Here is a 23329-nt window from a genome sequence, read left to right as displayed (position 1 = left end):
GGGGGGACATGCGGTTGAAGTGGTGAATCTCAGATGGATTCAGGAGGGTTCCAGGGTTGTGGCCCGGTTCAGAGAAGCTCGTGTTACAGCGGGGTCACCGAGAACCAGTTGAGGTTCCAGCCGCCCGCCGGGGCGAAAATGCCGAATCGCTGCACGCCCGCGGGCAGTTCCACCACCGTTTCGATGGTTTCCCAGTTCTGCCAGCCGTTGGTGCGTGGGATGTTGAGTTGTTGGTAAACCACGTCGCCGCCCGCCTTTTCGAATTGCAGCACGCCGCCGCCGTTTTGGCTCGCTACGCGGAAGGCGACCTTGTAGCGGCCCGCGCGCGGTAGGTCCATTTCGGGATAGGACATCCAGTCGCCGGGATCAATCCAGCCGACATTTTGGCCGCCGCCTTGATCGCTGCAGTTTTCCAACTGAACCCCGTTCATGACCAGGTAATCTTCGCCTTGCATCACCATGGTTTCGCCGCCGCCGGTATCACCGTCCTGAAAATCAAACCAGTTGATGTTGAAACCGCTTGTCAACGCGACCAAGCCAAGGCGCTGCTCACCGGCGGGGAGGTCGATGTCGACCGAGACGTTGGTCCAGGCTTGCCAGGCGCCCGTGGCTGGGATGGAAACCACCGCGTACACCGCGCCGCCGCCACCTTGTTCTATCTGGAGCTGGCCGGCTTGCAGGCCCGCGACGCGTAGGTTCATGGTGTAGCGACCCGCGCTGGGGACGTTGAGGCTGTAGGTCATCCAATCGCCGGGGTCGATCCAGCCGACGTTTCTGCCGCCACCTTGGTCCGAGGTGGTTTCGGTTTGAATTCCGTCCATCTGACAGTAGTCCTCAGCTTCGATCTTTCCCGGCAAACGGACGCTGTCTTGGCAACCGTCGCCGCCGTCCGAACCGTCGCCGCCGTCCGAACCGTCGCCGCCGTCCGAACCGTCGCCACCGTCGCCACCGTCACCGCCGTCACCACCGGGAATGGGGTCCGAATTGCGAACCAGATCGCGCACCAGCTTACCGGAGGGGGTGAGCGCACCGTCGCCCCAGCCGCCGGAGGTACTCGCGCCCGGCCACATGGCTGAGGCGCCCTCGGCTTTGTCGTTGACGGACCAGTTGGCGTGGCTGATGCCGTGTTGTTTCATGAAGTTAATCCAAGCGCGGGTTTCGCCCTCGTTCACGCCGCCGTCGCCGTTGGCGTTCACCGTGCCCCATTCGGTCACAAACAAGGCGATGCCGTTGTTCATCGCGGCCAATGCTTTGTCGCGCAAGTATTGGCCGTGGGTGCCCGCGTAGAAGTGCAGCGTGTAGGCGATGTTGTTGGCTTGGATCGGGTTCCACGAGGCTTCTTCTACTTCCTGCGAATAGAACCGGGTGCCGACGATGATCAGGTTGTCGGGATCAATTTGCCGAATGGCGCCGATCACCCGTTCCGCGTAGGGTTTGATGTGGTTATCCCAGGAGGCGTCGCCCAGGGGTTCGTTGTAAATCTCGTAAATGACATGGGGATGGTTGCCGTAACGGCGCGCCATATCTTGGAAAAACGCCACGGCTTGGTCCGGGTATCGGTGGGCGTGGTGCGAGTGCCAGTCGATGATGACGTATAGGTCGTTGGCGATGGCGGCGTCGACCACGCGAATCACTTTTTCACGGTTACCGTCGGGATCTTGGAAATAACCGCCGCCCTCGTCGACACCCATCGCGGCGCGCACGATGGTGGCGTGCCAGTCCCGTTTCAGCCAGGAGACGACCTCGCCGTTGTAGTAGCGTTCACCGCCCCAGCCGTTGTTGCTCCAGAACAAACTGGCGCCGCCGAGGCTGACATTTTGGCCGCCCGCCTGAACGCGGTTGCCGTTGACGGTGAGGGGTGGGACCGCGAGCGCGGTGGTGGTGAGGGCAAGCAAGAAACACAGCAGCAGGGTGCGTTGTAGGAAGCGAAAAGAATTGATTGGAAACATGGTTTTCTCCTCAAGAACAATCGATGGAAAGAAGGTGACGGGCCGAGCCGGGAGGACCCGACCCGTCGGAGGGGAGGTCGTTATTGGCAGACGGAACCTTGGATGGTCGGTATTTCCGGTTCGCCGTTGGGCGTGCCCAGCACACCTTTAAATCCAAAGACCACGGTTTGGCCGGGTTGGATCACGCGGTTCCATTCGAGGTTGGATGCATCGATGCGGCCGGGACCCTCGCCGTCGATGACGGCGTTCCAAGCGTGCTCAAGGCGGTCACGCGTGAAGGTCCAGTGAATGTTCCAGCCTTCAATCGGGGTGTCGCCGTCGTTGGTGATTTCGACATTGGCCACAAATCCGGTGTTCCACACGTTTTGGATTACGTAGCGACAACTGCCGCCGGCGGGGGGAACCACCACCACGGTGACCGAGGCGGTGAGGCCGGTACTGCCGGTTGCGGTCATCAGCTCTAACTCGATTAGGTTCTCGCCGAGGTTTAAGCCGTCGCTGATGGTGAGCGGCGCGTCGATGGGGAAGCGGCCGAGGCTGTCGCCGTTGAGGCGCACGGCGACCGCGTCACCGCCGGCGGCGTCGAAGGTCACCGTAACGGCTTCGCCAAGCGGATAGCTTTGGAAATCGGCCGGCGCGGTGATGCGCAGTTCCGGGTCGGGGATGGTCAGGTACACGGAGATGGTGTCGCTTGCTCCTGGCGCGTCGGCGAGTTGCAGTGTCAACTGGTTCTCACCGTCGACCAGGTTCACCACGACCGGGCTGGTGACCGCGCCGAGGTCAACGCCGTTGTTGCTGAGCAGGACCGCACCGGTATGGTTGACGGTTTCGAAGCGAACCAGGACTTGGCTGGTTTCCAGTTTGTTGATGACCGTGCCGTCTTGCGGCGCGGTAAATTGAACGCGGGGTTGCGGGGCAACCACCTCGATTTGAACGGATTGTTGAACGGTGGGGCGGCCGGCAAGGCTCAGTGCCAGAGTGTGGGCGCCCACGGCGAGATCGGTGATCGTGGCCGGGCTTTCGACGAGACCTTGTTCGACGCCGTCGATCCAAAGGACTACATCCAGCGGGCTGTCCTTGCTGAACCGTACTGTGACCGGCTGACCCACGTCGAATTGGGCGTCGGCTGCTGGGGAACTCAGGGTTAAGCCGTGTTCTTTAAGGCTGATGGAAACCGTGGCCGCGGCGGAAGACAAACCGTCGTTGTCAAGTGCACGGAACATAAAGGCGTCCGAGCCGGCGGTATTGCCACCTGGTGTGTAGCTTAGGTTGGGCGCGTTGCCGCTCAGCTCACCGCGGCTGGGCACGCTGAGAATTTCATAAGCGGTGACCGAACCGTCGCGGTCGGCCGCTTGCAGGGTCAAATCGACGGGAACACCCAGATAAGCGGTCACCGATTGATCCTCGGCGGTTGGGGGACAACCGGCGGTGCAGCCGCCCGCGGGTTCGATGCCGGCCACGCGGGAACCGCCGCGGTAAACTGGGATGCGTTCGGTTTTCACGCCGAAGCTACCACCGCCGCTCGCGATGCCGTCGTAGCTGAAGTCGTTGCTGTTGTCCCAAACGTTGTCGGTACTGTCCAGCGTCAGCCGGAACTGAACCTGTTTCTTCGAAGCGGATTGGCCGCCTGGGTAAATCGCGACGCCGTCGAATTGGACCTCTATATAGTAGATATGATTCGCCGCGTCGTAGACGTTGGGCCAGGAGAAACCGGAACCCTGGTTGTAGGCCGTGCGGGCGCTGACGTCGGCGACCGTGTACCCGGCCGCGTAGATTTCGCTGAGGTCCACAAAATAACGATAGCTCAGGTTGGTGTCGTTGCGCGCGGGCCATGCGCTGCGGTTGTGGAGCGTACCGGCTACCTCAATGAAGTTGCGGCCGGAGGCGTTGGGTTTGGCGGTCACAAAATACTCGTCGTCGCGGGGTTCGGCGGGTGGGAAGTTGGGATCGGGATCGCCGCCGAACTCCAGGTACAACCGGGCCAAGGCCGAGGTGAAGCCGGCGTTGTAGTCGGTGGCGACCTCGTTGCGGATGTAATCGTCGCGGGCGTCGCTGTAGTTGTCGCTGTCATCGGGGCCGCCGACCAGGGCGCCGTAGAGGATGTGCCGGTTTTCAACGGGTTCGTTGATGGCGTCGTTCCAGCTTCCGTGCGCGGTGCGGTGGTGCGGTTTGGTGGGTGAATTGTTGCCGTAACCGATCAGGTAGCTGCTGTTGCGTGGGTTGTTGCCCAGCATGTATTCCAACTGGCTGACGGCAAAGCCGTGGTAGCGGTCGACGAGCGTCGCGTCGCCCTGGTTGGCCGCCAGGTAGTCGGCGTAGATCAAGGCCATAAACGAGGTATTGGCTGAATAACGCAAGGCGCCCCAGGTGTCCAGGTAGGCCAAACCGCCCGGCGTGGTGCGAATGCGGTTGCCGTTGACGCCCACGGTCCAGTAGTCGAGCCAGCGTTGTGCGTCTTCTTTGTACCGGCTTTCGCCGGTCAAGGTGGCCATCAACACGTAACTGCCGTAAGACTTGTCGTCCCAGGCATGGGTCCAGCGGTAGCTTTTGGCGCTTTGACCCTGTTCGGTGCTCAAACCTTCGTATTCCAGCTTGGCTTTGTTGAGGTAAGCGGCCTCGCCGGTGGCGCGGTGCAGCCACAGCGCGCCCCACACCAGCTCGTCCTGGTAACCGCTCCAGGAACGGTAGAAGGCGGTGGCGTCGGTGATGCACTCGTGGTACGCGCCGCGGTAGGTGTCGGCGAAGGTGTAGAGTTGGCGCGCGTGTTCCTGCAGGGTGTCGGCGTAAGCGGCGTCGACCTCGCGGAAAACCATCGACGCGGCGGCGAGGGCGGCGGCGGTTTCACCGGTCAGGTCGGAGCCGGGACAGGAAGCGTCAACCTTGTAGGCGGGTCGTGCCATCGGCATTACCTCGGCGGAGCCCCACCAACTATGGTCTGCTTGGCCGTTGCCGACTTGGCCGTAAAATTCATTGGGTCCGGTGTGGCAGCGGATGAAGTAGTCGGTGGCCCATTTGAGGTTGGCCAGGGCGATGTCGTATTGGCCTGTCTGTTGGTAGGCCTCGCGGTATTCGATCAAACCCCATGCGAGGATGGTGGTGGTGGCGGCCATGGGAAAACCGAACTTGACGTGGTCGCCGGCGTCGTACCAACCACCGGTCAGGTCGTGGCCGACGTCGGCGCCGTCCTGAAGCCCAGAGTCACCGCGCCAAGAAACACGGTTGTCCGCGGGGAGTGGGCCGGAGCGTTGCGCCTCGTAAAAGAACATGGATTTTTGCAGGGCCTCGCCGTAATTCGGCGTGTCGCCGCCCTGGGCGAGGGCGGGCGCGGCACTGGTAAAGAGCAGCAATGCAATCAATAGGGCTTGAAGGCTCAGTCGCAACGAGCCTTGTGGGAAACTCATGGTTTTCTCCTCAAAGAAAAGGCGCGGTACCAAGGTGCCGGGGCGAGGCATGGCGCTGCCGGCACGGGGGACCAAACGCGAAGATCAAGCAGTGAGCGAACGAAGAGGAAGCATTAAAACAAACTGCTTGTCATAGTATGGTTAAGGACCGTGAAGATCTGAATGAAGCATGAAATCAGAGAAACAGCACACAAAAGGGTCGCGTGTGTGGGGCGCAAAATGCGCCGATGATCGTGAAACAAAGTCATGTGGCGTGACTGATTGAAGGACATGATTATCTTAGTTTTTGTGTGACAACGCTGTCATTGAGCGATCTCACGTTTTGTTCGCGTCCGGCATGGTCGCCCCTGCCGGGGTGGGTGTCGGTTGCGTTTGATTGCTTGTCTGAAAGATTAAATCGCTGTTAATAAAGCGTTTGTGTTGATGGCTTGAAAGGTGGGGATGAACTGGGAAGCCCCGTGGAAGGTGCCGGATACCTCAAAGCTCGAGAATGACGTTTTTTGTGAAGGAACATGCAGCCGCGTAAATTTGACCCGTTTGGGACGGCACTTTGCGCTAGAATTCACCAACGCGGCAGGCCGGGCATCGGGGGAGGGTTTCGGCTGAATCCACCGCGCCGGCTGTATCGCCCGACGAACCGGCGATACCCATTAGTCACGGGACGGTTTCGATTGAACGATTTGTTTCCAGCCAACCAAGGTAAAAAAGCAACGATTGATGATGTGGCCGCATTGGCCAAGGTTTCTATTAAAACAGTATCACGCGTGTTTAACGCCGAACCCAATGTTCGACCGACCACCCGTGACCGGGTGATGGCCGCCGCGCGTGAATTGGACTATCAACCCAACCTTTCGGCACGTCGTCTGGCGGCCAAACGGGCTTTTGTGATTGGGTTGCTCTATGACAATCCGCAGTCCGATTACATTATTGCCATTCAAGAAGGGGCCCTACAGATTTGTCGTCAGTACGGTTATCACATCTTGATTCATCCCTGCACGGAGGAACCGGCCGGCTTGGTTTCGGAAGCGGTGAACTTGAAGAGTCAGGGGATGGTGGACGGATTCCTGCTGTCGCAGCCGATTTCCGAGAACGCCGCGCTGATCCAAGCTTTGGAACAGCGCAACATTCCCCACGTCCGCATTTCGCAGCGGGCGCTCGGGGGCGCGCCTTGTATATCGGTGAACGACGAGGAAGCGGCGGCGCGCATGACCCAACATCTGATCGAACTGGGCCACACGCGCATTGGTTTTGTGATGGGTCACCCGGATCACGGTTCCAGTCACGACCGCCACGACGGGTTCCAGCGGGCGATGGCCGCGGCGGGTTTGACGGTGAACCCCGATTGGGTGGAACAAGGGCTGTACAATTTTGAGTCGGGTTACAGCGCGGGTCGGCGCTTGTTGGCGGCGGCTTTGCGGCCGACGGCGATTTTCGCCTGCAACGACCACATGGCGATGGGCGTGCTGACCGCGGCCCACGAGCAGGGCGTGACGGTGCCGGGTCAGCTTTCGGTCTGCGGTTTTGACGATACGCCGATGGCGCGTTACTCCTGGCCGCCGTTGACGACCTCGCGTCAGCCGATCCACCAGGTGGCCCTGCTGGCGGCTGAGGTTCTGTTGAAGCGGATTCGCAACGAGGCGGGCGGCGACCAGAGTCATTTGTTGCACTGCGAACTGGTGCGCCGCGCTTCGACGGGCTCGGCGCCGGGCTAACCCACGTGGCCCATGGTCACGACAACCTGGACGCTGTCCCCCACCCCGCCGGGCGGGAGCAGGTTTCCGTCAAGTTCGGTGCCGTTGACGGTCATCCGTGCAACGCCCTTGGTGACGTGGTTGGGGTTGTGCACTTTGATGTGGTATTCGGTGCCGCGGAAACGACGGGTGACCTCAAAACCAGGCCATGAGGGCGGGATACAGGGATCGATGCGCAGGCCGTCATAATCGGGACGCACGCCGAGGATGTAGTGGGTAAGCGCGTGGTAGCTCCAGGCGGCGGTACCGGTGAGCCACGAGTTTTTGGCTTCACCGGGGACGGCGGCTTCCTTACCGGCGATCATTTGCGCGTATACGTAGGGTTCGGTTTTGTGGCGTTTGGCCTGACTTTCCCGCCAAGTCGGCGCCGTTTTGCAAAAGGTTTGGAAGGCGTGTTCGCCGCGGCCGAGCATGGTCTCCGCGATCACGATCCAGGGATTGGTGTGGCAGAAAACGGCGCCGTTTTCCTTGTAACCCGGCGGGTAGGAACTGATTTCGCCCAAGGCGGGATCGTATTGGGTGTAGGCGGGATAAACCAAAACGACGCCGTGCTCACAGGTCAGCAGCGCGCGTACGGAATCCAGCGCCCGTTCGGCACGGCCGTCCTTGTGGCCCACGCCGGCCATCACGCACCAGGCCTGGGATTCGATAAAGATCTGCCCCTCGCGATTCTCACTGGAACCGACTTTACCACCGTCGTGGCGGTAAGCGCGTAGGAACCAGCGCCCGTCCCAGCCGTGCTTGTCCACCGCCGCGGTGATCGCGTTGCGGTGCGCACCGGCGGCCGCGGCCAAATCGTCGCGATCCACCAAGCGGCACATGTGTTGGTAGTCGGGGGCGACGAACAGAAACAAACCCGCGATCATCAGGGACTCGGCGACACCTTGCTCGCGAATGTCCGTGGTTTGAAACGCCTCGTCGGGGTTGGATGAGAAGCAGTTGAGGTTGAGGCAGTCGTTCCAATCGGCACGACCGATGAGCGGCAAACCGTGGGGACCGAGGTTGTCGACCACGTGCTGGAAGGAGGCGCGCAGGTGGTCGAACAAGGTGGTGCCCAGGCCGGGGGATTCGTCCGCAAAAGGCACGGCCTCGTGGAGGATCCCGCTGTCGCCGGTTTCCTTGAGGTAGGCCCCGGTTGACAGGATCAGCCACAGCGGGTCGTCGTTAAAGCCGCCGCCGATGTCGGCGTTGCCCTGCTTCGTGAGCGGCTGGTATTGGTGGTACGCACCGCCGTCGCGAAACTGGACTGCCGCCAAGTCCAAAATGCGTTGCCGCGCTTGATCCGGTTGGGTTCCCACAATGCCGAGCAGATCTTGGTTGGAATCGCGGAACCCCATCCCGCGCGAAACGCCCGATTCAAACAGCGATGCGCTGCGCGAGAGTTGGTGGGTCACGGCGCATTGGTAGGGTGCCCAAATGTTGGCCAACCGGTCCAGGCGTGGTTCCTCCGTTTGCACGGTGCAGTGGTCCAGGTAACCTTCCCAATGGTGTTGCACGGCGGCGAATGCGGTTGCCACCGCGTTGCTGTCGGCAAAGCGGGTCTGCATCTGGTGCATTCGTTCAAGGTTGACCGTGCCGGAGGGGGTCCATTTGCGTTCCGGTTCGTTTTCGACATAACCGGTGAGGAACACCAGTTCGCGGCTTTCACCCGGTTCCAGGGTCATTGCCAGTTGGAATACGGCGGCCGGGGCCCAGCCAAAGGCGTTGGTTTGACGGCAGGCGCCCTGCTGGACGGCACGGGGTTTTTGATAGCTTCCGTAAGGGCCGAGAAAGCTATCGCGGTCGGTATCAAAACCAACCGGGTCGCTGTTGACCGAGAAAAAGGCGAAGTGGTTGCGGCGTTCGCGGTATTCGGTCAGATGGCAAATGGAACCGCCGTCGACGAGCACCTCACCGGTGGAGAAGTTGCGCTGGAAGTTGTTGGCGTCGTCGTGGGCGTTCCACAGGCACCATTCGAGGCCGGCAAAGAGCTGTAGATGACGTCGGCGTGGGCCGCCGTTGGTGAGGGTGAGTTGCTGGATTTCGCAGGCCGCATCGCGGGGAACGAAACACAGCAGGTTGCTGTCGATGTCCGCGTAACGGGCGTGGAACCGGGTGTAGCCCAAACCGTGACGGCATTCGAAATGGTCGAGCGGTGTTTGGCAGGGTTGCCAGGTAGGTGACCACAGCTGGGTATCGTCGCGCAGGTACAACAGGCGCCCGTTTTGGTCGCGCGGCACGCTGTTGTAGCGATAGCGGGTGAGGCGGCGCAGTTTGGCGTCGCGGTAGAACTGATAGCCGCCGCCGGTGTGAGAGATCAACGAACGGAAATCGTTGTTACCCAAGTAGTTAATCCAAGGGTAAGGGGTGTAGGGGGTTTCGACCACGTATTCGCGGGTGCTGTCGTCGAAGTGGCCAAACCGTTCCCGGTCGTGAAACGCGGGGGGCGCAAGCATGTCTAAGTCAGTGTTCGAGTGTGTCATACCATGTTTTCTTCAAGGTGGCGAAACACAGGGTCACCAGGACCAGGGTTGCCGCTACCGAGAATGCCTCCTTGATAACGATGAAAATGGGCAGGGCGACCAGCGCCGTTTGCGCGACGATGCCGACGGCGACGTTGAACATGTCGCGGCCAAAGGCGGTGTTGCGTTGGAAATCGGGGTTGCGCGCGCGGGTGAGCCGGTCGATGGGTCCCCAGAATCCCCAGGGCCGGACACTTTCGTAAAAGTGGATCAGGGTGTCTGGGTCGTCGGGCTGGGTGAGCAGGCTCGTGATCACGGCGGCGGCGCCGGAAACCGCGAGCAGTAAGGGGAACAGGTACAGTGGCAAAATGTCGGCGGCGACGTCCGGCAGAAGCGGGCCGAACAGGGCGGGGAAGGTCAGGGCGCAGAGGATGCCGCTCAGCATGCCCGCGAAGAAACCGTTGCCGTTGAAGCGCCACCAGTACCATTTGAGGACGTTGGCCGCGGCATAGCCGCCCCACAGGCCGGAGACGAGCCACTGCAGCACGCTGTTGATACTGTGGACGAACAGGCCGATGGTGGTCGAGAGCACCACCACCGCCAGCGAAACCGCGTAACTCGCGTAGATCAAGCGGCGGTTGGACGCCTTCGGGTTGATGTAACGGCGGTAGAGGTCGTTGACCAGGTACGCCGGCGCCGCGTTGACCGTGGCCGCGAAGGTCGACATAAAGGCCGCGATCAGGCCCGCCAGGAACAGGCCCGCCACGCCGGTGGGGACAAAGGCTTTGATCGCCGCCGGCAGGATGTTTTCCAGGTCGAGTCGGCCGCCGACGTGTAGGTCGAGTTGGTGAAAGTGGGTGATGGCGAGCACGCAGAAGCCGGCCACCATCAGGTAGCGAATCGGCATGAGGACCACCGAAACGAAGCCGCTCATCAGGGCCGCCTCGCGCGGCGAACGCGTCGCCAGGATTTTTTGCATGTCGTAGTTGGGTGCCGGACCCGCCGCGCTGACGAGGACGCCTTTGAACAGCATCATGGTGACCAGGAAACCGAACCACTGGTAGCCGTCGCTGTCGATTTTGGTGTTGACCAGGGCCAACTCGTTTTGCCAGTTGAGGTTGAGCTCCCTTCCAAAGAACGGGCTTGACCAACCGACGGGGACCAGGGCGGCTATGGTTTCGGGATCCGTTTGTTGCATCGCGGTGACGCCGATGATTACCGCCGCGGTTGTCATGATCAGGAATTGGATCAGGTCCGTCCACACCACGCCCAGCATGCCGCCGAGCATCACGTAGAAGGTGGCGACGGCGGTAAACAGCATGCCGTACACGTGGGGAACATAAGCCGGGGTGACGGTGAGTGGGAAGTAGGGGGCGACGACCTCCCAAGGGATGAACACCTCGATGAACTTACCGATGCCCACAAAGCCGTAGGTCAGGAAGCCGATCACGCTGAGGATGGCGAACAGGATCACCGAGATGTGGCTGAGCCGGGCGCCGGGGCTGTCGCCGAAGCGGGTGCGAATCCATTCCGCGCCGGTCAACACCCCGGAGCGCCGCAACCACATCGACAGGTACACCATCAGGAAAACCTGGTTAAACACCGGCCACAGCCAGGGGATCCAAATGCTTTTGAGCCCGTAAACGAAGCCGAGCGTGACCAGCCACATGGTGCCGGAGATGTCGAACATCCCGGAGGCGTTGGAGAGGCTGAGCATCGGCCAGGGCAGCGTGCGCCCACCGAGGTAATAGCTGTCGAGATCTTTGGCGGCGCGGCGACGGACCCACAGGCCGATCACCACCGTGGTGGCGAGGTAGGCCGCGATGACCGCGTAGTCGAGTGGGGTGAGTTGCATGGGGAGAGACCTTTTTGGATGGATTCAAGCGGATGCGTGCAACGGATGCGTACAACGGATGCGTACAACGGGTTAAGTCAGAGCGCGACCTTGAGGCGTAAGCCGTAGGTGCGCGGCACGTTGTAGAAACCCAATAGTAAACTGGGTGTTTGAATCAAGCTGGTGCGGTAGGTCTCGTCGCCCAGATTGGCGCCAAATAGGTCGACCTCGAATTTGCCGTTGGCGCTGGTGTAACCAAGGCCCGCCTCGAACAGGGTGTACCCCGCGACGCGGTCGGCGGCGTCGTTGAAGATGTTAAGGTAGTGGTCGTCGCGGCTGTAGGCCGCCGCGCGCCAGCGCAGCACCCCGCCGAACTCGGTGACCGTGCGTTGGCTAATGCCGAGTCGTGCCGTCCAGTCCGGCGCTTTCGGCAGTTTTCGCCCCGAGAGGTCGATGGTCGGCAGGTCGTCCGGGTTGAAGCCGACGCGGGTATCCACCGTGTTGAAGCGGTCGAATTCGGCTTGCATCCATACCCCGCTGAAATCGACTTGGAACCCGCCTGCCGGGTACCAGGTCGTTTCCCATTCCAGCCCGGTGTTGACCGAATCGGCCGCGTTGGTGGTCAGCAGCAGGCGCCCGCCCGCCGGTGTTTCGCGCACCGTGGAAAACTGTTGGTCCTGATAGTCGTAGTGGAACAGCGCGAAGTTGGCGCGCAGACGGCGGTCGAGGAACAGGTTTTTCGAACCCAGTTCATAGGCGATCAGGGTTTCCGGCTCGTAGGTGAACAGGTTGTTTGCCACCACGTCGCTGCCCGTGTCCCGTTGATCGCCGTCGTTAAAACCGCCCGCTTTGTAGCCGCTTTGGCTGGACAGATAAACCAAGTGTTCGTCGTCGATGGTGAACTCGTAGGCCAGTTTGAAATCGGTGTGATCCCAATCGGCCTCGCCGAAATTGACGAAATCGTTGGATTCGTCCGCGCCCATCAAATCGTCCAGGGTATCGAGTTGGCCGTATTGTCCGACCTCACGGCCGTTGCCCGTCCAGCGGAAACCCGGTGTACCGAAGCGGTGGCCGTCGGCGTAGGCGTCGCCGTCGTTGTACTGAAACAGGATGATGTGGCCCGTGCCCTCGCGGAACTTTTCGTCGCGGGTGGTGCGCAGCCCGGCCGTGATCGCGTGGCGTTCGTTGGGCCGGAAGGTCATTTCTCCGAACAATGCCCGCGATTCAGATTCGACCACCGGCTGGTCAAACACCGTGCCCGCGAAAACCACCGAACGGTCGGCCGTGTTGCCGAGGAACACGTCTTGTTCCTCGTCGAAGCCAAAAGCGCCCAGGGTCCAACGCAGCCGGTCACCCTCGTGCATGAGGCGCAGTTCCAGCGTGTCCGAATCGGAATGGCTGTCCCAAAAAGTTTTGGAATAGTTGAGCTGGGTTGAAGTCGCGCTGTTGGCGCCGGTTTCCTGAAGGTAGTCCACCGAACGTTGGCCGAGCTGGCCGACCAACTGCAGCGATTCAGTCAGGTTCCAGGTCAGGACTGCCGAAATACCGCTGTTCTCCGATTCGTGGACCAGCTGGTCGAAGTAGTTGGTGATGCGCGGATCCTCGGCACGCCCGCCAAATTCGTTGATGCCGGAATAACCGTTGCCGTCCTGCATGACGTGGTCGTAGCCCACCAGCAGCGATACGCGACTGTCGGCTTGCCACAACCACTGCACGCGAAAGGCGCGGTCGTCCGCGTCCTCCGTGCCGGTGACGTTGGTAACCGGTGAACCGCTGTTCTCCAGGTAGGGATCGTGGCGCTCCACCATGCCCGCGAAGCGAACCGCTGTTTGACCGTTAATCGGGATGTTGGCCATCGCTTGGCTGTTGATGTCGTTGTAATTGCCCAACGAGAGTTCCACGTCGGCCGCGAATCGGCCGAGTTGGGGTTTTTTGCTGATCAAGTTCATTGTGCCCGCCGTGGCGTTGCGCCCGTAAAGCGTGCCTTGGGGACCGCGCAGCACCTCGACCCGTTCAATGTCGAAAAACATCGCGCCGGAACCGCGCGGCCGCGGGATGTACACCCCGTCGATGTGCAGCGCCGCGGCCGGGTCGCCCAGCTCCGTGTTGTTGCTGCTGCCGATGCCGCGGATGTTTAGCTCAAAATTGCCTTCCTGCACACCCAGGTGAACAAAGGGCACCGTTTCGGCGAGGGCGCGAATGTCGGGCGTGCTTTTCATGGCCACCTGGTCGGGATCAAGGACCGTGACCGCCAGCGCCGTTTTTTGCAGGTCGGTTTCGCGTTTTTGCGCCGTGACCACAATGGTTTCAGCCGTTTCGGCTGAAGGGGTGGTGTCGCGCGTTTTGGTTTCGGTTTCCGTGGTTTGTGCCGAGAGCGGCAGGCAAAGCAGAAGCAGGGCGACCAAACAGGTTCGCCAAAGCAAGAGTGTCATTTTTCCCATCCTTCCAAAGGGCGCCGCGGGTGCAACGCGCGCCGGGCACAGGCCGGCCGCGGCAACACGCGGTTTCCAAAGACGTGCACCGTACGCGAGGAGCCTATAGTCGCAAGTTGCGACTGGGTCGCGGGGCGTCGCGGATACGGTGAAAAACGGTCCCGTGGTTGTGAAACACGAGCCGGGAGTTCCATCCGCAAAACGAATGGTTTGGTAAGGGTCGCGCGGCAAATCCGCAACGATTCAGTGGAAACAGGACGTAAGGGCAGGGCAAGGGGCGAAAAAGGATCGACAGCCTAAAAAGAATGGCGCGCCTGTTGAAATAAATGAAATACTTCAAGAGGATTGAGTGAAGAGAAAATGCGCGCGCGGTGGTGCCGAAAACACGCCGCAAGATACAGGGATCCTTGTGATGCTTTAAAAGTAATCGTTAATGACAGCGTTGTCAACAGGCTTTTTCTTTTCGCCTTTTTTCCTCGCTTTAAGGCGCGGAATCCCGTGGGCGCGTTCGGGCATCGGCACCGTTTGAAAACGACGGTTGCTTTTTGGTTGTGCTCATTCGGTTTGTCCGCGGTCGCCTTCAATGACGTAGAATTCGGAGGCGTCATCTCATTCTGGAGGAAGGGTCCTTTTGCGCTTGGTTGTTGTCGGTAATCCCGAGAATCGTCGTGTTCGTTTGTTCCAGCAGGCCCTTGCTGCATTCGGTCTGCCGCCCGCGGTTGAAATCGCCTATGAGGATCTGCTCGTCGGTCGTGCAAACTGGGTCTTGCCCGATGCTGATTGGGTTCGCATTGAATCGCCTGGCGAAAACGCCGCCGTCCAGGGTGCTTTAATCCGGCGCGGGCCGCGGACACGCGGTTGCGAGCAGGAGCCGCCGCCGTTGGAACATGGGCAGCAGGGTTATGGTCGCGACTTGTTTCTCGGTTGGCGCGATTTGCTCCTACATTTGGAAAAGGCGAACCCGAACACGCGCTGGTGCTGTCCGCCCCAAGCGATTGTTGCCATGTTTGACAAACACGAGAGTCATCAGCGTTTGGTTGGTGCGGGGGCCCCGCGCCCGACCTACCATGGCTGCTTATCCACGCCCGCCGAGGTACGCGCCGTCCACGCGAACCGCCGCTTTGCCCGTTTGTTTCTCAAGCCGCGCTACGGATCTTCCGCGGCCGGGATCTTGGCCTATCGTCGGCGAGATCGTGAGGAACGAATCACCACCACGCTGGAGATGGAAGGCGTTGGCGGTAGGTTATTTAACAACCTCAAACCGCGTACTTACCAAAATCCGGCCGAGATTCTATGGTTGTTGGATCAGCTCGCCCCGGAGGAATTGGTGGCCGAACAATGGGTGCCCAAGGCGGTCTGGCAAGGTTCAGCCTGGGATTTGCGCGTGCTGGTGATCGCCGGCCGCGCGCGCCATGCCGTGGTGCGCATGAGCCGTTCGCCTTTCACCAATCTGCACCTCGGCAATCGTCGCGGTGAGCTTGCTTCTCTGCGCCGTGAACTCGGCGAAACCCTCTGGGCGCGATTGGAAGCGAGCGCCGAAACCGCCGCGCGTGCGTTTCCCACCTGTTTGGCGGTGGCGGTCGACCTCGGCTTGGCCGCCAACCACCGCGACGTGGTCGTGTTCGAGGTGAATGCCTTCGGTGACCTGCTGCCAGGGATTGTGCATGAGGGACGCGATACCTACGCCGCCCAGGTGGAAGCCTTACGTGCGCGGCGGTGATGGAAGCAACGTTTTTCCATGTGGTGGATGTCCGCAATTGCTTTAAAATGAGGTCATTCGTTGACAGTTCTTGTTTGCCCTCTTTTTCCTTGGTTTTATTAACTTTGTGAGGCATTGTTATGGTTTTTAGTGAGTACCAACAGAAGCTTCTTGACCTGCCCGTTACCGATTTTGACCCCGAGGCGGGCATCGGTTCCACAACCGAGGCTTACCGCCTAAAAATTGATTACGACGAATATGATTCCGACATCACCATTGTCGACCGTATCCAAGCGTTTCTCAAAGATCCCATGGTGGAGGCCGTGCAAGGGGTGTCCATCGGTTCCTGGGATTTCGAGGCCTCCGAATCCTCGGCCGTGATTGTGGCCGAACTGGTCCGTCACGCCACGCGACTCGAAAGCCTGCGGGCCCTGTTCATCGGCGACATCACCTGCGAAGAACAAGAGGTCTCGTGGATCGAACAAAGCGACCTCGCGCCGCTTCTGCAAGCTTTTCCCAAATTGGCATACCTCGGCGTGCGTGGCGCCAACAGCCTGATGTTTAGTCGTGTTCAACACCCCAACCTCACCCATTTGGTGATTGAATCCGGGGGCCTCGCCCTTTCGGTACTCAAGGATCTCAGCCAGTGCAGCTTCCCCAAGTTGCACCATTTGGAGCTTTGGTTCGGTTCGGAGTGGTATGGGTTCAACATGGATGCCGGCCAGATTTTGGCCTTTTTAAACGGGCTCGAACTTCCCCATTTGCGGTACCTGGGTTTGCGCAACTGCGTCATTGCCGACGACCTCGCCGGTGAATTGGGCAACCTTTCGTGGCTCGGTCAATTGGAGGTGCTCGATTTGTCACAAGGCACTTTTGGTGACGCCGGCGCCGCCGCCTTGACCCTGATTCCCGCCATCAAACAACTCAACACCCTTCACCTCGATCACCACTACATGAGCGATGCCGGTATCGATTTGGTTCGAGGGCTTGGCATCACCGTCACCCACGAGGAAAAGCAAGAACACGACGATGATCGTTACGTCGCGGTGGCGGAATAGCCGCCGCCGATGACGCGACCCACCGCGATTCAGGCGCTGTGCTTCGATCTCGACAACACCTTGGTCGACCGCAACGGCGTTTGGTCCCGTTTCCACCGTGAATGGTTGGCGGAGCAGCCGCGCGTTCCGGCCGCGGCGCGTACCGCCCTGTTCCGGCAGCTCATGGATCTAGACGGGTTCGGCCTTGGTTCCCGTGACGATCAAGACTGTTTCCTGGCGGCGCACTGGGATTTTAGCGCCGCCGACATCGCGGCCAAACACCGACAATGGGTGGTCGCGATCCCCCGCCTGTTCCCGCGCGATCCAGCCCGTTGCGACCTGTTGCACCGGCTCGCGGCGCGGTTTCCCCTCGCTTTGGTCAACAACGGCGGTTCCCAAACCCAACGCGCCAAGCTGGCCGCGAGCGGCTTGGGTTCCTGCTTCGCCGCGGACGGCCTGTTCCTCTCCGCTGAATGCGGCGCGGCCAAACCCGAACCGGCGATCTTCCGCGCGGCCTTGGCCTGGCTCGGTATCCCGGCCGAAAACACGCTGTTCATCGGTGACGATCCGCAACGGGATATACTGGGGGCCGCCGCGCTGGGCATGAAAACCTGTTGGCTTGCCAACCCCCACCTCGATCCGGTTACCGCCGATTGGACCATCGATTCGATCTTCGATTTGGAGCCGCTTTTGTATGCCTGACATGAACCGCATCCTGGCCACCCACGACTTGGTCTGGCTAACGCTCGACACCTTGCGTTACGACGTCGCCGTCGCGGAAATGGACGCCGGCCGCACGCCCACGCTGGCCCGTTTGTTCCCACAAGGTTGGCAAAAATGCCACACGCCCGGCAGCTTCACCTACGCCGCCCACGCCGCTTTTTTCGTCGGTTTCCTGCCGACCCCGGCCGACAACCCCAAACAACCGCGGTTCTTCGCCATGGACTTCCACGGCGCCACCACCAAAAACCGCGACACCGCCGTTTTCGAGGCGCCCGATCTGATTACCGGTTTGCGCGCGGCCGGCCGCCGAACCTTCTGCATCGGCGGCGTTGGTTTTTTTAACCAAGCGACCCCGCTCGGCCAAGTGTTCCCCAGCCTTTTCGACGAAGCCTATTGGGAACCGGCTTTCGGCGTGACCGACCCACGCAGCAGCGAACATCAATTCGCGAAGGCCATCCAATGCATCGAAACCACCGCACCGAACCAACCTTATTTGATGTTCATTAATGTGTCCGCGCTCCACCAACCGAATTGTTTTTATCTGAAAGGCGCCGAGGAAGACAGCCTGGCCAGCCATGCCGCGGCCTTGCGTTACGTCGACCAATCACTGGCGTCTTTTGTCGCGTTCCTGCTCAACCGCCCGCGCCCCGTTTTTTTCTTGATCTGCTCCGACCACGGCACCTCCTACGGCGAAGGGGGTTTCGTCGGTCATCGTGCCGCCCACGAATGCATCTGGACCGTGCCGCTGGCCTACCGTTCTTCCACGGAGATGACGCCATGAACCTCGCCACGCGTGCGAACGCCTCCAAATACCAGGGTTACGCCTACGCCTATCCCCACAAATCCGCTTACCGCGCGTTGCCGCGACAGGAACTCGCCGCGGTTTGGGCAGATGAACCCTTGCAGCAGTTGTTCCTTTACGTGCATGTTCCCTTTTGCGAAATGCGCTGCGGTTTCTGCAACTTGTTCACCTTGGCCGGCCCGCAAGGGGACCGGGTGACCGCGTTCCTCGACGCGCTCGAACGTCAGATCGCCGCGGTGCGACCGGCCCTGGGTTCCACCGCGCGTTTTACGCGTTTGGCGCTCGGTGGCGGAACACCCTCCTACCTGACCGCGCCCCAATTGGAACGTTTGTTCACCTTGCTTGATCCGTTTCAATTGGATTACGGCAAGCTGCCGATCTCTTTCGAATGCTCGCCGGGTACCATTACCGCGGAAAAGGTCGCCGTTTTGCAAAGGTACGGGGTGACCCGCGCCAGCATCGGCGTGCAGAGTTTCGCCGTGGAAGAAACCCGCCGACTTGGTCGGCCCCAGGATCCGAGCGAACTGCATCGCGCGCTGGGTTTGCTGCGCGAGGCCGCATTCGAAACCTTAAACCTCGATTTGATCTACGGCATCGAAGGTCAGACCGCCGAAACGTGGCGGCATTCGTTGGCCGCCGCCTTAGCCTACCAGCCGGAGGAACTCTACCTTTATCCGCTTTACGTGCGACCGCGCACCGGGCTCGACGGTCGCCATGATTTGATTGTTAGCGACCACGCCTTTGCCCTTTACCGTCAGGCCGTGGAACACCTGACCGCGGCCGGGTACCGACGCGAATCGATGCGGTTGTTCCGCAAAGGCGAGGTGGCGAACGAAGACGGCCCGCTTTACTGCTGCCAAGAAGACGGCATGATCGGCTTGGGTCCGGGCGCGCGCTCTTACACGCGTAACCTGCATTATTGCAGCGAATACGCCGTTTCGCGGCCAGGAGTGAAAGCCATTTTGCAGGACTATCTGATGCGGGAACAGGCGGATTTTGGGTGGACCGATTACGGTTTCCAACTCAATGCTGATGAGCGCTTGCGCCGTTATGTGATCCAATCGTTGGGCCAACGCCGCGGGCTTGATCTGAGCGCCTGTCGTGCTTGGCTGGGGCTGGATCCTTTGGTGACCCTGCCCCTTTTACAGGAAGCGCTTGCCTTGGGTTGGCTGGCGCGGCAGGGCGAGCTGCTGTTGCCCACGGAATCCGGCCTGGACCATGCTGATGTGCTGGCGCCCGCGCTTTACTCCGAGACCGTGCAGGAACGCATGGGCGCTTTCGTCGTCGCATGAGTCGCTTCATTTACTACCGCGGTTCGTTGTCGAGTTGTAACTACGGCTGTCCCTATTGTCCTTTTGCCAAAACGAGCAATACCCGCGCGGCGTTGGCCGTCGACGCCGCCGGGGTCGACCGCTTTGTCACCTGGATGTCCCGCCAAACCACGGAGCGTCACCAAATTTTGTTTACCCCGTGGGGCGAAGCCCTGATTCGCGGTTATTACCGCAAGGCCTTGGTGCAGCTCAGTAGACTTGAGCAGGTCGACACCGTCGCCGCCCAAACCAATCTGTCGTTTCCCATCGCGGATCTTGCCGAAGCCGACCGACGGCGGCTCGCGCTATGGGCCACCTACCACCCGGGCGAAACCGACCGCGCCACCTTTCTGGCGCAATGTCGCGCATTGGACGAGCTGCAAATGGATTACAGCGTGGGCGTGGTTGGGCTCAAGGAACACTTTGACGAAATCAAAGCCGTGCGCGCCGCGCTTCCCGAGTTTCGCTATCTGTGGATCAATGCATACAAAAGAGAACCGGACTACTACAGCGAGGCGGACATTGCGTTCCTCACCGAGATTGATCCGTGGTTCCCTCTGAACTTAGAGACCTACGACAGTGGGGATCAAGCTTGCCGCGCCGGCGCATCCAGCTTCGCGGTGGATGAAAAAGGAGATGTGCGTCGTTGTTTCTTCATCCCCGGGGTGATTGGCAATATCGAGGATCCCGCCTTTGAAGCCGGCCTAAAGCCAAGGCCTTGTACCAATGCAAGCTGTGGTTGTTACATCGGCTACATCCACTTGGCGCGTTTGCAGCTCGACAGCGTGTACCGTCGGCGATTGGCCGCGCGCATTCCGGTTGCCTACCAAACCGAACCGGTGGGGGCGGAAGAAACAGGCCCAACCTAAACCTAGGTGTGGGTAAAAGTGTGTCCGGTATAACCGAAACGAAAGCAGCGCGTTGCACAAGTCTGTCCCCAGCAACCCCCCCAACCGAACCGGTGGGGGCGGAAGAAACAGGCCCAACCTAAACCTAGGTGTGGGTAAAAGTGTGTCCGGCACAACCAAAACGAAAACAGCGCGTTGCACAAGTCTGTCCCCTGCAACCTTGCATAAGCCTGTCCCCACGTCCTTTTGCATAAGCCTGTCCCCACATCCTTCCCAGCGGGTAAAACCCCTCAGTTTCTTGGTGATTTATCTCAGAAAGCCCATCAAGAAAGACCGTAATTGTCGCCCCTTTTGCTTTTTTCTGCTCGCCTTTGGTTTTTCGGTTAATTTAAATCAAATCTTGAGTCGGTAAAAAATGACTTGTTCCATTTTTAGGGTCTATGTATAATGTCTCGAACCCTATGGGGCTATATTTAAGTAATAAGGTACTTATGACCAAGAAAAACCTAATTTTCACTACTTTCTCTTGTTTCTTACTGACTTGTTTCTCATTTTTAAGTTTCGCCGGTACAATCGAAGTTCAAAATGACCCTGGCCATGGAGACTCATTTTACTCTGGTGGTGGCAGTGAGGGCTCCAGTGACGTGGTTACCTGGAGCAGAGTGGATGTAAAATGCAATGCCGAGGATCCAAACTCTCCAGAAAAGACGACCTGTTCGAAGGGCGGAACCCAAAAATGTACCGATAAATACTGCAACCCGAACTAGCTATTGAATCTAAAGCGTGCAATTTGGGTGGATGCAATCGAACAAGAATCGGCGCAAAACGCGCCGAGGGTTAGAGCGAAAGGTATGGAGAAAAGCCATAGGATTCGCGCGCGACGCGTGTTTGCAAAGTACGTTGCGAATATTGACAATACGTTGTAACCCAACGGGGTCGATGGCGCCGCCAAAAATCACTCAATCTAGGTTTTAGCTTGAGAAGACGAGGCAAGCTCGTCTTCTCAAATTCGCTTTCTCATGTAATTACTTGTTTAGGTGCAACCACTCTTTGTACACAAAATGAAAAAAACTATAAGGATTTAGCTTGAAATTTTTCCTGCTCGTCATCCTCGCTTGTGTTGTTAGTTGTCAATCAAACTCTCCACCCCAATTATCAAGCGAGAGCACGCCTTCGTATGAAAAATTACATTTTCAACACTTAGACGCCCAGACTCTTGAGGACATCTTTAACATCCAAAAAGCCATTAAACTCGAAACTCATGAACATGCCTTGATTGGACGAATAAACAAAGTAAAAATCGCAGAAAAGACACGCAATATTGTTGTCGGAGATTATTACTCATCATCAGCCATTTTTATCTTTGACAAAGACGGTGCCTTCATCCGAAGGGTTGGCCAAAAAGGCCCCGGACCAGGTGAATACAGACAACTCACAGACTTTTCTATAAATGAGAAAGAAGAACTTTTCTTGCTAGCAGACAGAACTGTTCTCAAGTATTCTCCCACCGGGAAGTTTATTGGCAAAAAAAGTCTCACCTTTGCGCCAATTGAAATATTCTCCCACTTAGGCTTGCAATACATCAGGGTTGGAATCGGTAAACCAGACACAAAAAGCCCAAGCTTCTTAATATATGACAACGACTTACGTAACATTGGTTCAATTGGTTCATTAGACTTACGCCAAAACAAATACCTCACGACTTCCAGCCCAACGATTGCAGCTTATGAAGACTCATTGTATTTTACGGATCTATACGCGCCATCGTTAAATAAGTATAAAAAGTCTCAACTTCGAACTTGGAAATTCGGAGAGGAAAACCCAGCCTTTCTCGCTGCCTGGAACGAGGAACCATTCAATGAGGGGAGTCGAAAAGAGATACGCGATAATCTTTGGAATTTCCCGTTAATACACACTTTCGATGGCAGCCTGCTTTTTTTTGAAGCAAGTCGTGGAGCAGATTTCTCTGTAGATCGATACAGGATGATCCACCTTGATACTCTGAAGGCAGTCACTTTCAAAGGATCAATTTTAAGGGACACAGACCCAGCGAATAAAAACAGTCCGAGCATCCGACGTATTGTAGGTCATTCACCAAAATCATTAATCGGCGTAATAAACGATCCAATGCGGTTCTCGGATTTTAAAAGTAGCAACCCCTGCTTTAAAGATATCCTTTTTACTGCCAAAGATAACCAGATATTAATTTTCTTCAATCTTAAAAGTGATGTCTATAACAAAACTTCGCCAACCCAGATATAGGGGGCTTCAACCTTGAAAGCTACCATTGGTAAAGCGCTCGCGTCTTTCATAATCTTTCTTTTTATTTTAAACACCGCGGCAGCCATCGCACTCGGCATCAAGTTCACGTCTTCACAAGAGAAACTAAGGAAAGCCACAAAAGCCCTCAGGGATAAAGAACAGAGCACTGATCTAAGGATAGAAGCTCTTCAAAACCAGCAGAAGTTAGCCCTTGAGTTTGTGCATAAAAAGATTGCCGATGTCGAACTCTTAGACATACAGAATCAAAAAAACGCCATGCCGATCTCATCAAAAAATGGAATCAAGTACCTCGTTCATGTAAGTGAATTAGGCTGCGATTTATGTCTCGATGAGGAAATCCGCATTGCCGAAAACCTACACACGGAATACCCTGAACTCAACATTATGATAATAGTACATGCCACGAACAAACGATATGTAACAAGTTTAATCCGGCGACACCAGCTGAACGCCTCCGTGTTTTTCGATGAAACCGGTTCTTTTGCAAAGAAAAACCACCTCCCTGTAAATCCAACGGTTTTGATTTTGGAAAACGACAAGGTCTTATACTTTCACCGCCCCATACCTGAAGAAACTAAGTTCTCAGAGGGGTTTCGAAACTTGACGCACCGATTAATTCAAGAATGGAGCCTGTAACCTAAGAAGCTCTGAAACCTAAGAAGCGCGATAACTCGCGGTGATTTTGGCTAAACCTTATGTGTAGCGGGGCACCTCGCATCTCGGAAACCAAAAATAGCGTGATGTGATGTCCCAGCCGCTCGATTTTGAAGCTAATGTGTTTAATGCTCAGAAGCTTAGCGGAAACCCCCGGCAGCTTGG

At 58.3% G+C, this 23329-nt stretch carries 15 protein-coding genes; 9 read left to right on the top strand and 6 right to left on the bottom strand.

From position 1 onward, the window contains the following. Positions 1-83 precede the first annotated feature (83 nt). A complete protein-coding gene (locus J3U88_RS29395; protein WP_207862596.1) occupies positions 84-1949 on the bottom strand; it encodes a cellulase family glycosylhydrolase in 1866 nt (621 codons plus the stop codon). Between the two features lie 80 nt (positions 1950-2029). After that, positions 2030-5350 (bottom strand): glycoside hydrolase family 9 protein, encoded by a 3321-nt coding sequence (locus J3U88_RS29390; RefSeq protein ID WP_207862595.1) that lies wholly within the window; start codon positions 5348-5350, stop codon positions 2030-2032. A gap of 671 nt (positions 5351-6021) precedes the next feature. Between J3U88_RS29390 and J3U88_RS29385 the strand changes: the two genes are divergently transcribed. Continuing rightward, a complete protein-coding gene (locus J3U88_RS29385; RefSeq protein ID WP_207862594.1) occupies positions 6022-7062 on the top strand; it encodes a LacI family DNA-binding transcriptional regulator in 1041 nt (346 codons plus the stop codon). On the opposite strand, the gene J3U88_RS29380 is transcribed toward J3U88_RS29385, so the two are convergent. The 3 genes from J3U88_RS29380 to J3U88_RS29370 all read right to left on the bottom strand — a co-directional run bounded on the left by J3U88_RS29380 (position 7059) and on the right by J3U88_RS29370 (position 13808). Beyond that, on the bottom strand, positions 7059-9563 hold the full coding sequence (locus J3U88_RS29380; RefSeq protein ID WP_207862593.1) for a glycoside hydrolase family 94 protein: 2505 nt from the start codon (positions 9561-9563) through the stop codon (positions 7059-7061). The genes J3U88_RS29385 and J3U88_RS29380 overlap by 4 nt on opposite strands. Beyond that, the gene (locus tag J3U88_RS29375) at positions 9544-11397 is read right to left on the bottom strand and encodes a sodium:solute symporter family protein (RefSeq protein ID WP_207862592.1); all 1854 of its coding nucleotides are present in this window, start codon (positions 11395-11397) and stop codon (positions 9544-9546) included. Before J3U88_RS29375 ends, J3U88_RS29380 begins: the two co-directional genes overlap by 20 nt. A 77-nt stretch (positions 11398-11474) precedes the next feature. Further along, positions 11475-13808: a TonB-dependent receptor gene (locus tag J3U88_RS29370; protein WP_207862591.1), complete on the bottom strand. Its 2334-nt coding sequence runs from the start codon at positions 13806-13808 to the stop codon at positions 11475-11477. 631 nt (positions 13809-14439) lie between these two features. On the opposite strand from J3U88_RS29370, the gene J3U88_RS29365 reads away from it, so the two are divergent. The 8 genes from J3U88_RS29365 to J3U88_RS29330 all read left to right on the top strand — a co-directional run bounded on the left by J3U88_RS29365 (position 14440) and on the right by J3U88_RS29330 (position 23146). Then, a complete protein-coding gene (locus J3U88_RS29365) occupies positions 14440-15528 on the top strand; it encodes an STM4014 family protein (protein ID WP_207862590.1) in 1089 nt (362 codons plus the stop codon). A gap of 119 nt (positions 15529-15647) precedes the next feature. Continuing rightward, complete coding sequence (locus J3U88_RS29360; RefSeq protein WP_207862589.1) at positions 15648-16565, top strand: STM4015 family protein; 918 nt, start codon at positions 15648-15650, stop codon at positions 16563-16565. A gap of 9 nt (positions 16566-16574) precedes the next feature. After that, positions 16575-17246, top strand: a complete 672-nt coding sequence (locus tag J3U88_RS29355; RefSeq protein ID WP_207862588.1) for an HAD family hydrolase — start codon at positions 16575-16577, stop codon at positions 17244-17246. Further along, entirely contained in the window at positions 17239-18048 is an 810-nt protein-coding gene (locus J3U88_RS29350; protein WP_207862587.1) for an STM4013/SEN3800 family hydrolase, read from the top strand. The genes J3U88_RS29355 and J3U88_RS29350 overlap by 8 nt, the downstream gene beginning before the upstream one ends. Next, positions 18045-19361, top strand: a complete 1317-nt coding sequence (locus J3U88_RS29345) for an STM4012 family radical SAM protein (RefSeq protein WP_207862586.1) — start codon at positions 18045-18047, stop codon at positions 19359-19361. The genes J3U88_RS29350 and J3U88_RS29345 overlap by 4 nt, the downstream gene beginning before the upstream one ends. Continuing rightward, positions 19358-20248 (top strand): STM4011 family radical SAM protein, encoded by an 891-nt coding sequence (locus J3U88_RS29340; RefSeq protein WP_207862585.1) that lies wholly within the window; start codon positions 19358-19360, stop codon positions 20246-20248. The genes J3U88_RS29345 and J3U88_RS29340 overlap by 4 nt, the downstream gene beginning before the upstream one ends. 1065 nt (positions 20249-21313) lie before the next feature. Further along, positions 21314-22489, top strand: a complete 1176-nt coding sequence (locus J3U88_RS29335) for a 6-bladed beta-propeller (RefSeq protein WP_207862584.1) — start codon at positions 21314-21316, stop codon at positions 22487-22489. Positions 22490-22501: 12 nt separating this feature from the next. Continuing rightward, positions 22502-23146: a hypothetical protein gene (locus J3U88_RS29330; RefSeq protein ID WP_207862583.1), complete on the top strand. Its 645-nt coding sequence runs from the start codon at positions 22502-22504 to the stop codon at positions 23144-23146. Between the two features lies 1 nt (position 23147). Here J3U88_RS29330 and J3U88_RS29325 read toward each other — a convergent pair. Further along, a partial coding sequence (locus tag J3U88_RS29325; protein ID WP_207862582.1) for a hypothetical protein occupies positions 23148-23329 on the bottom strand: 182 nt, incomplete at its 5' end.

Origin of the sequence: Acanthopleuribacter pedis (assembly GCF_017377855.1) — a bacterium.
Classification (GTDB): domain Bacteria; phylum Acidobacteriota; class Holophagae; order Acanthopleuribacterales; family Acanthopleuribacteraceae; genus Acanthopleuribacter; species Acanthopleuribacter pedis.
The sequence above is the reverse complement of the archived record's forward strand: the minus strand, read 5'-3'. Positions and strand labels throughout refer to the sequence as shown.

Coding starts and splice junctions, on each gene's coding strand:
- J3U88_RS29380 (WP_207862593.1), bottom strand. CDS start 9,563: ATGACACACTCGAACACTGACTTAGACATGCTTGCGCCCCCCGCGTTT.
- J3U88_RS29375 (WP_207862592.1), bottom strand. CDS start 11,397: ATGCAACTCACCCCACTCGACTACGCGGTCATCGCGGCCTACCTCGCC.
- J3U88_RS29345 (WP_207862586.1), top strand. CDS start 18,045: ATGAACCTCGCCACGCGTGCGAACGCCTCCAAATACCAGGGTTACGCC.
- J3U88_RS29360 (WP_207862589.1), top strand. CDS start 15,648: ATGGTTTTTAGTGAGTACCAACAGAAGCTTCTTGACCTGCCCGTTACC.
- J3U88_RS29370 (WP_207862591.1), bottom strand. CDS start 13,808: ATGACACTCTTGCTTTGGCGAACCTGTTTGGTCGCCCTGCTTCTGCTT.
- J3U88_RS29395 (WP_207862596.1), bottom strand. CDS start 1,949: ATGTTTCCAATCAATTCTTTTCGCTTCCTACAACGCACCCTGCTGCTG.
- J3U88_RS29340 (WP_207862585.1), top strand. CDS start 19,358: ATGAGTCGCTTCATTTACTACCGCGGTTCGTTGTCGAGTTGTAACTAC.
- J3U88_RS29390 (WP_207862595.1), bottom strand. CDS start 5,350: ATGAGTTTCCCACAAGGCTCGTTGCGACTGAGCCTTCAAGCCCTATTG.
- J3U88_RS29355 (WP_207862588.1), top strand. CDS start 16,575: ATGACGCGACCCACCGCGATTCAGGCGCTGTGCTTCGATCTCGACAAC.
- J3U88_RS29350 (WP_207862587.1), top strand. CDS start 17,239: ATGCCTGACATGAACCGCATCCTGGCCACCCACGACTTGGTCTGGCTA.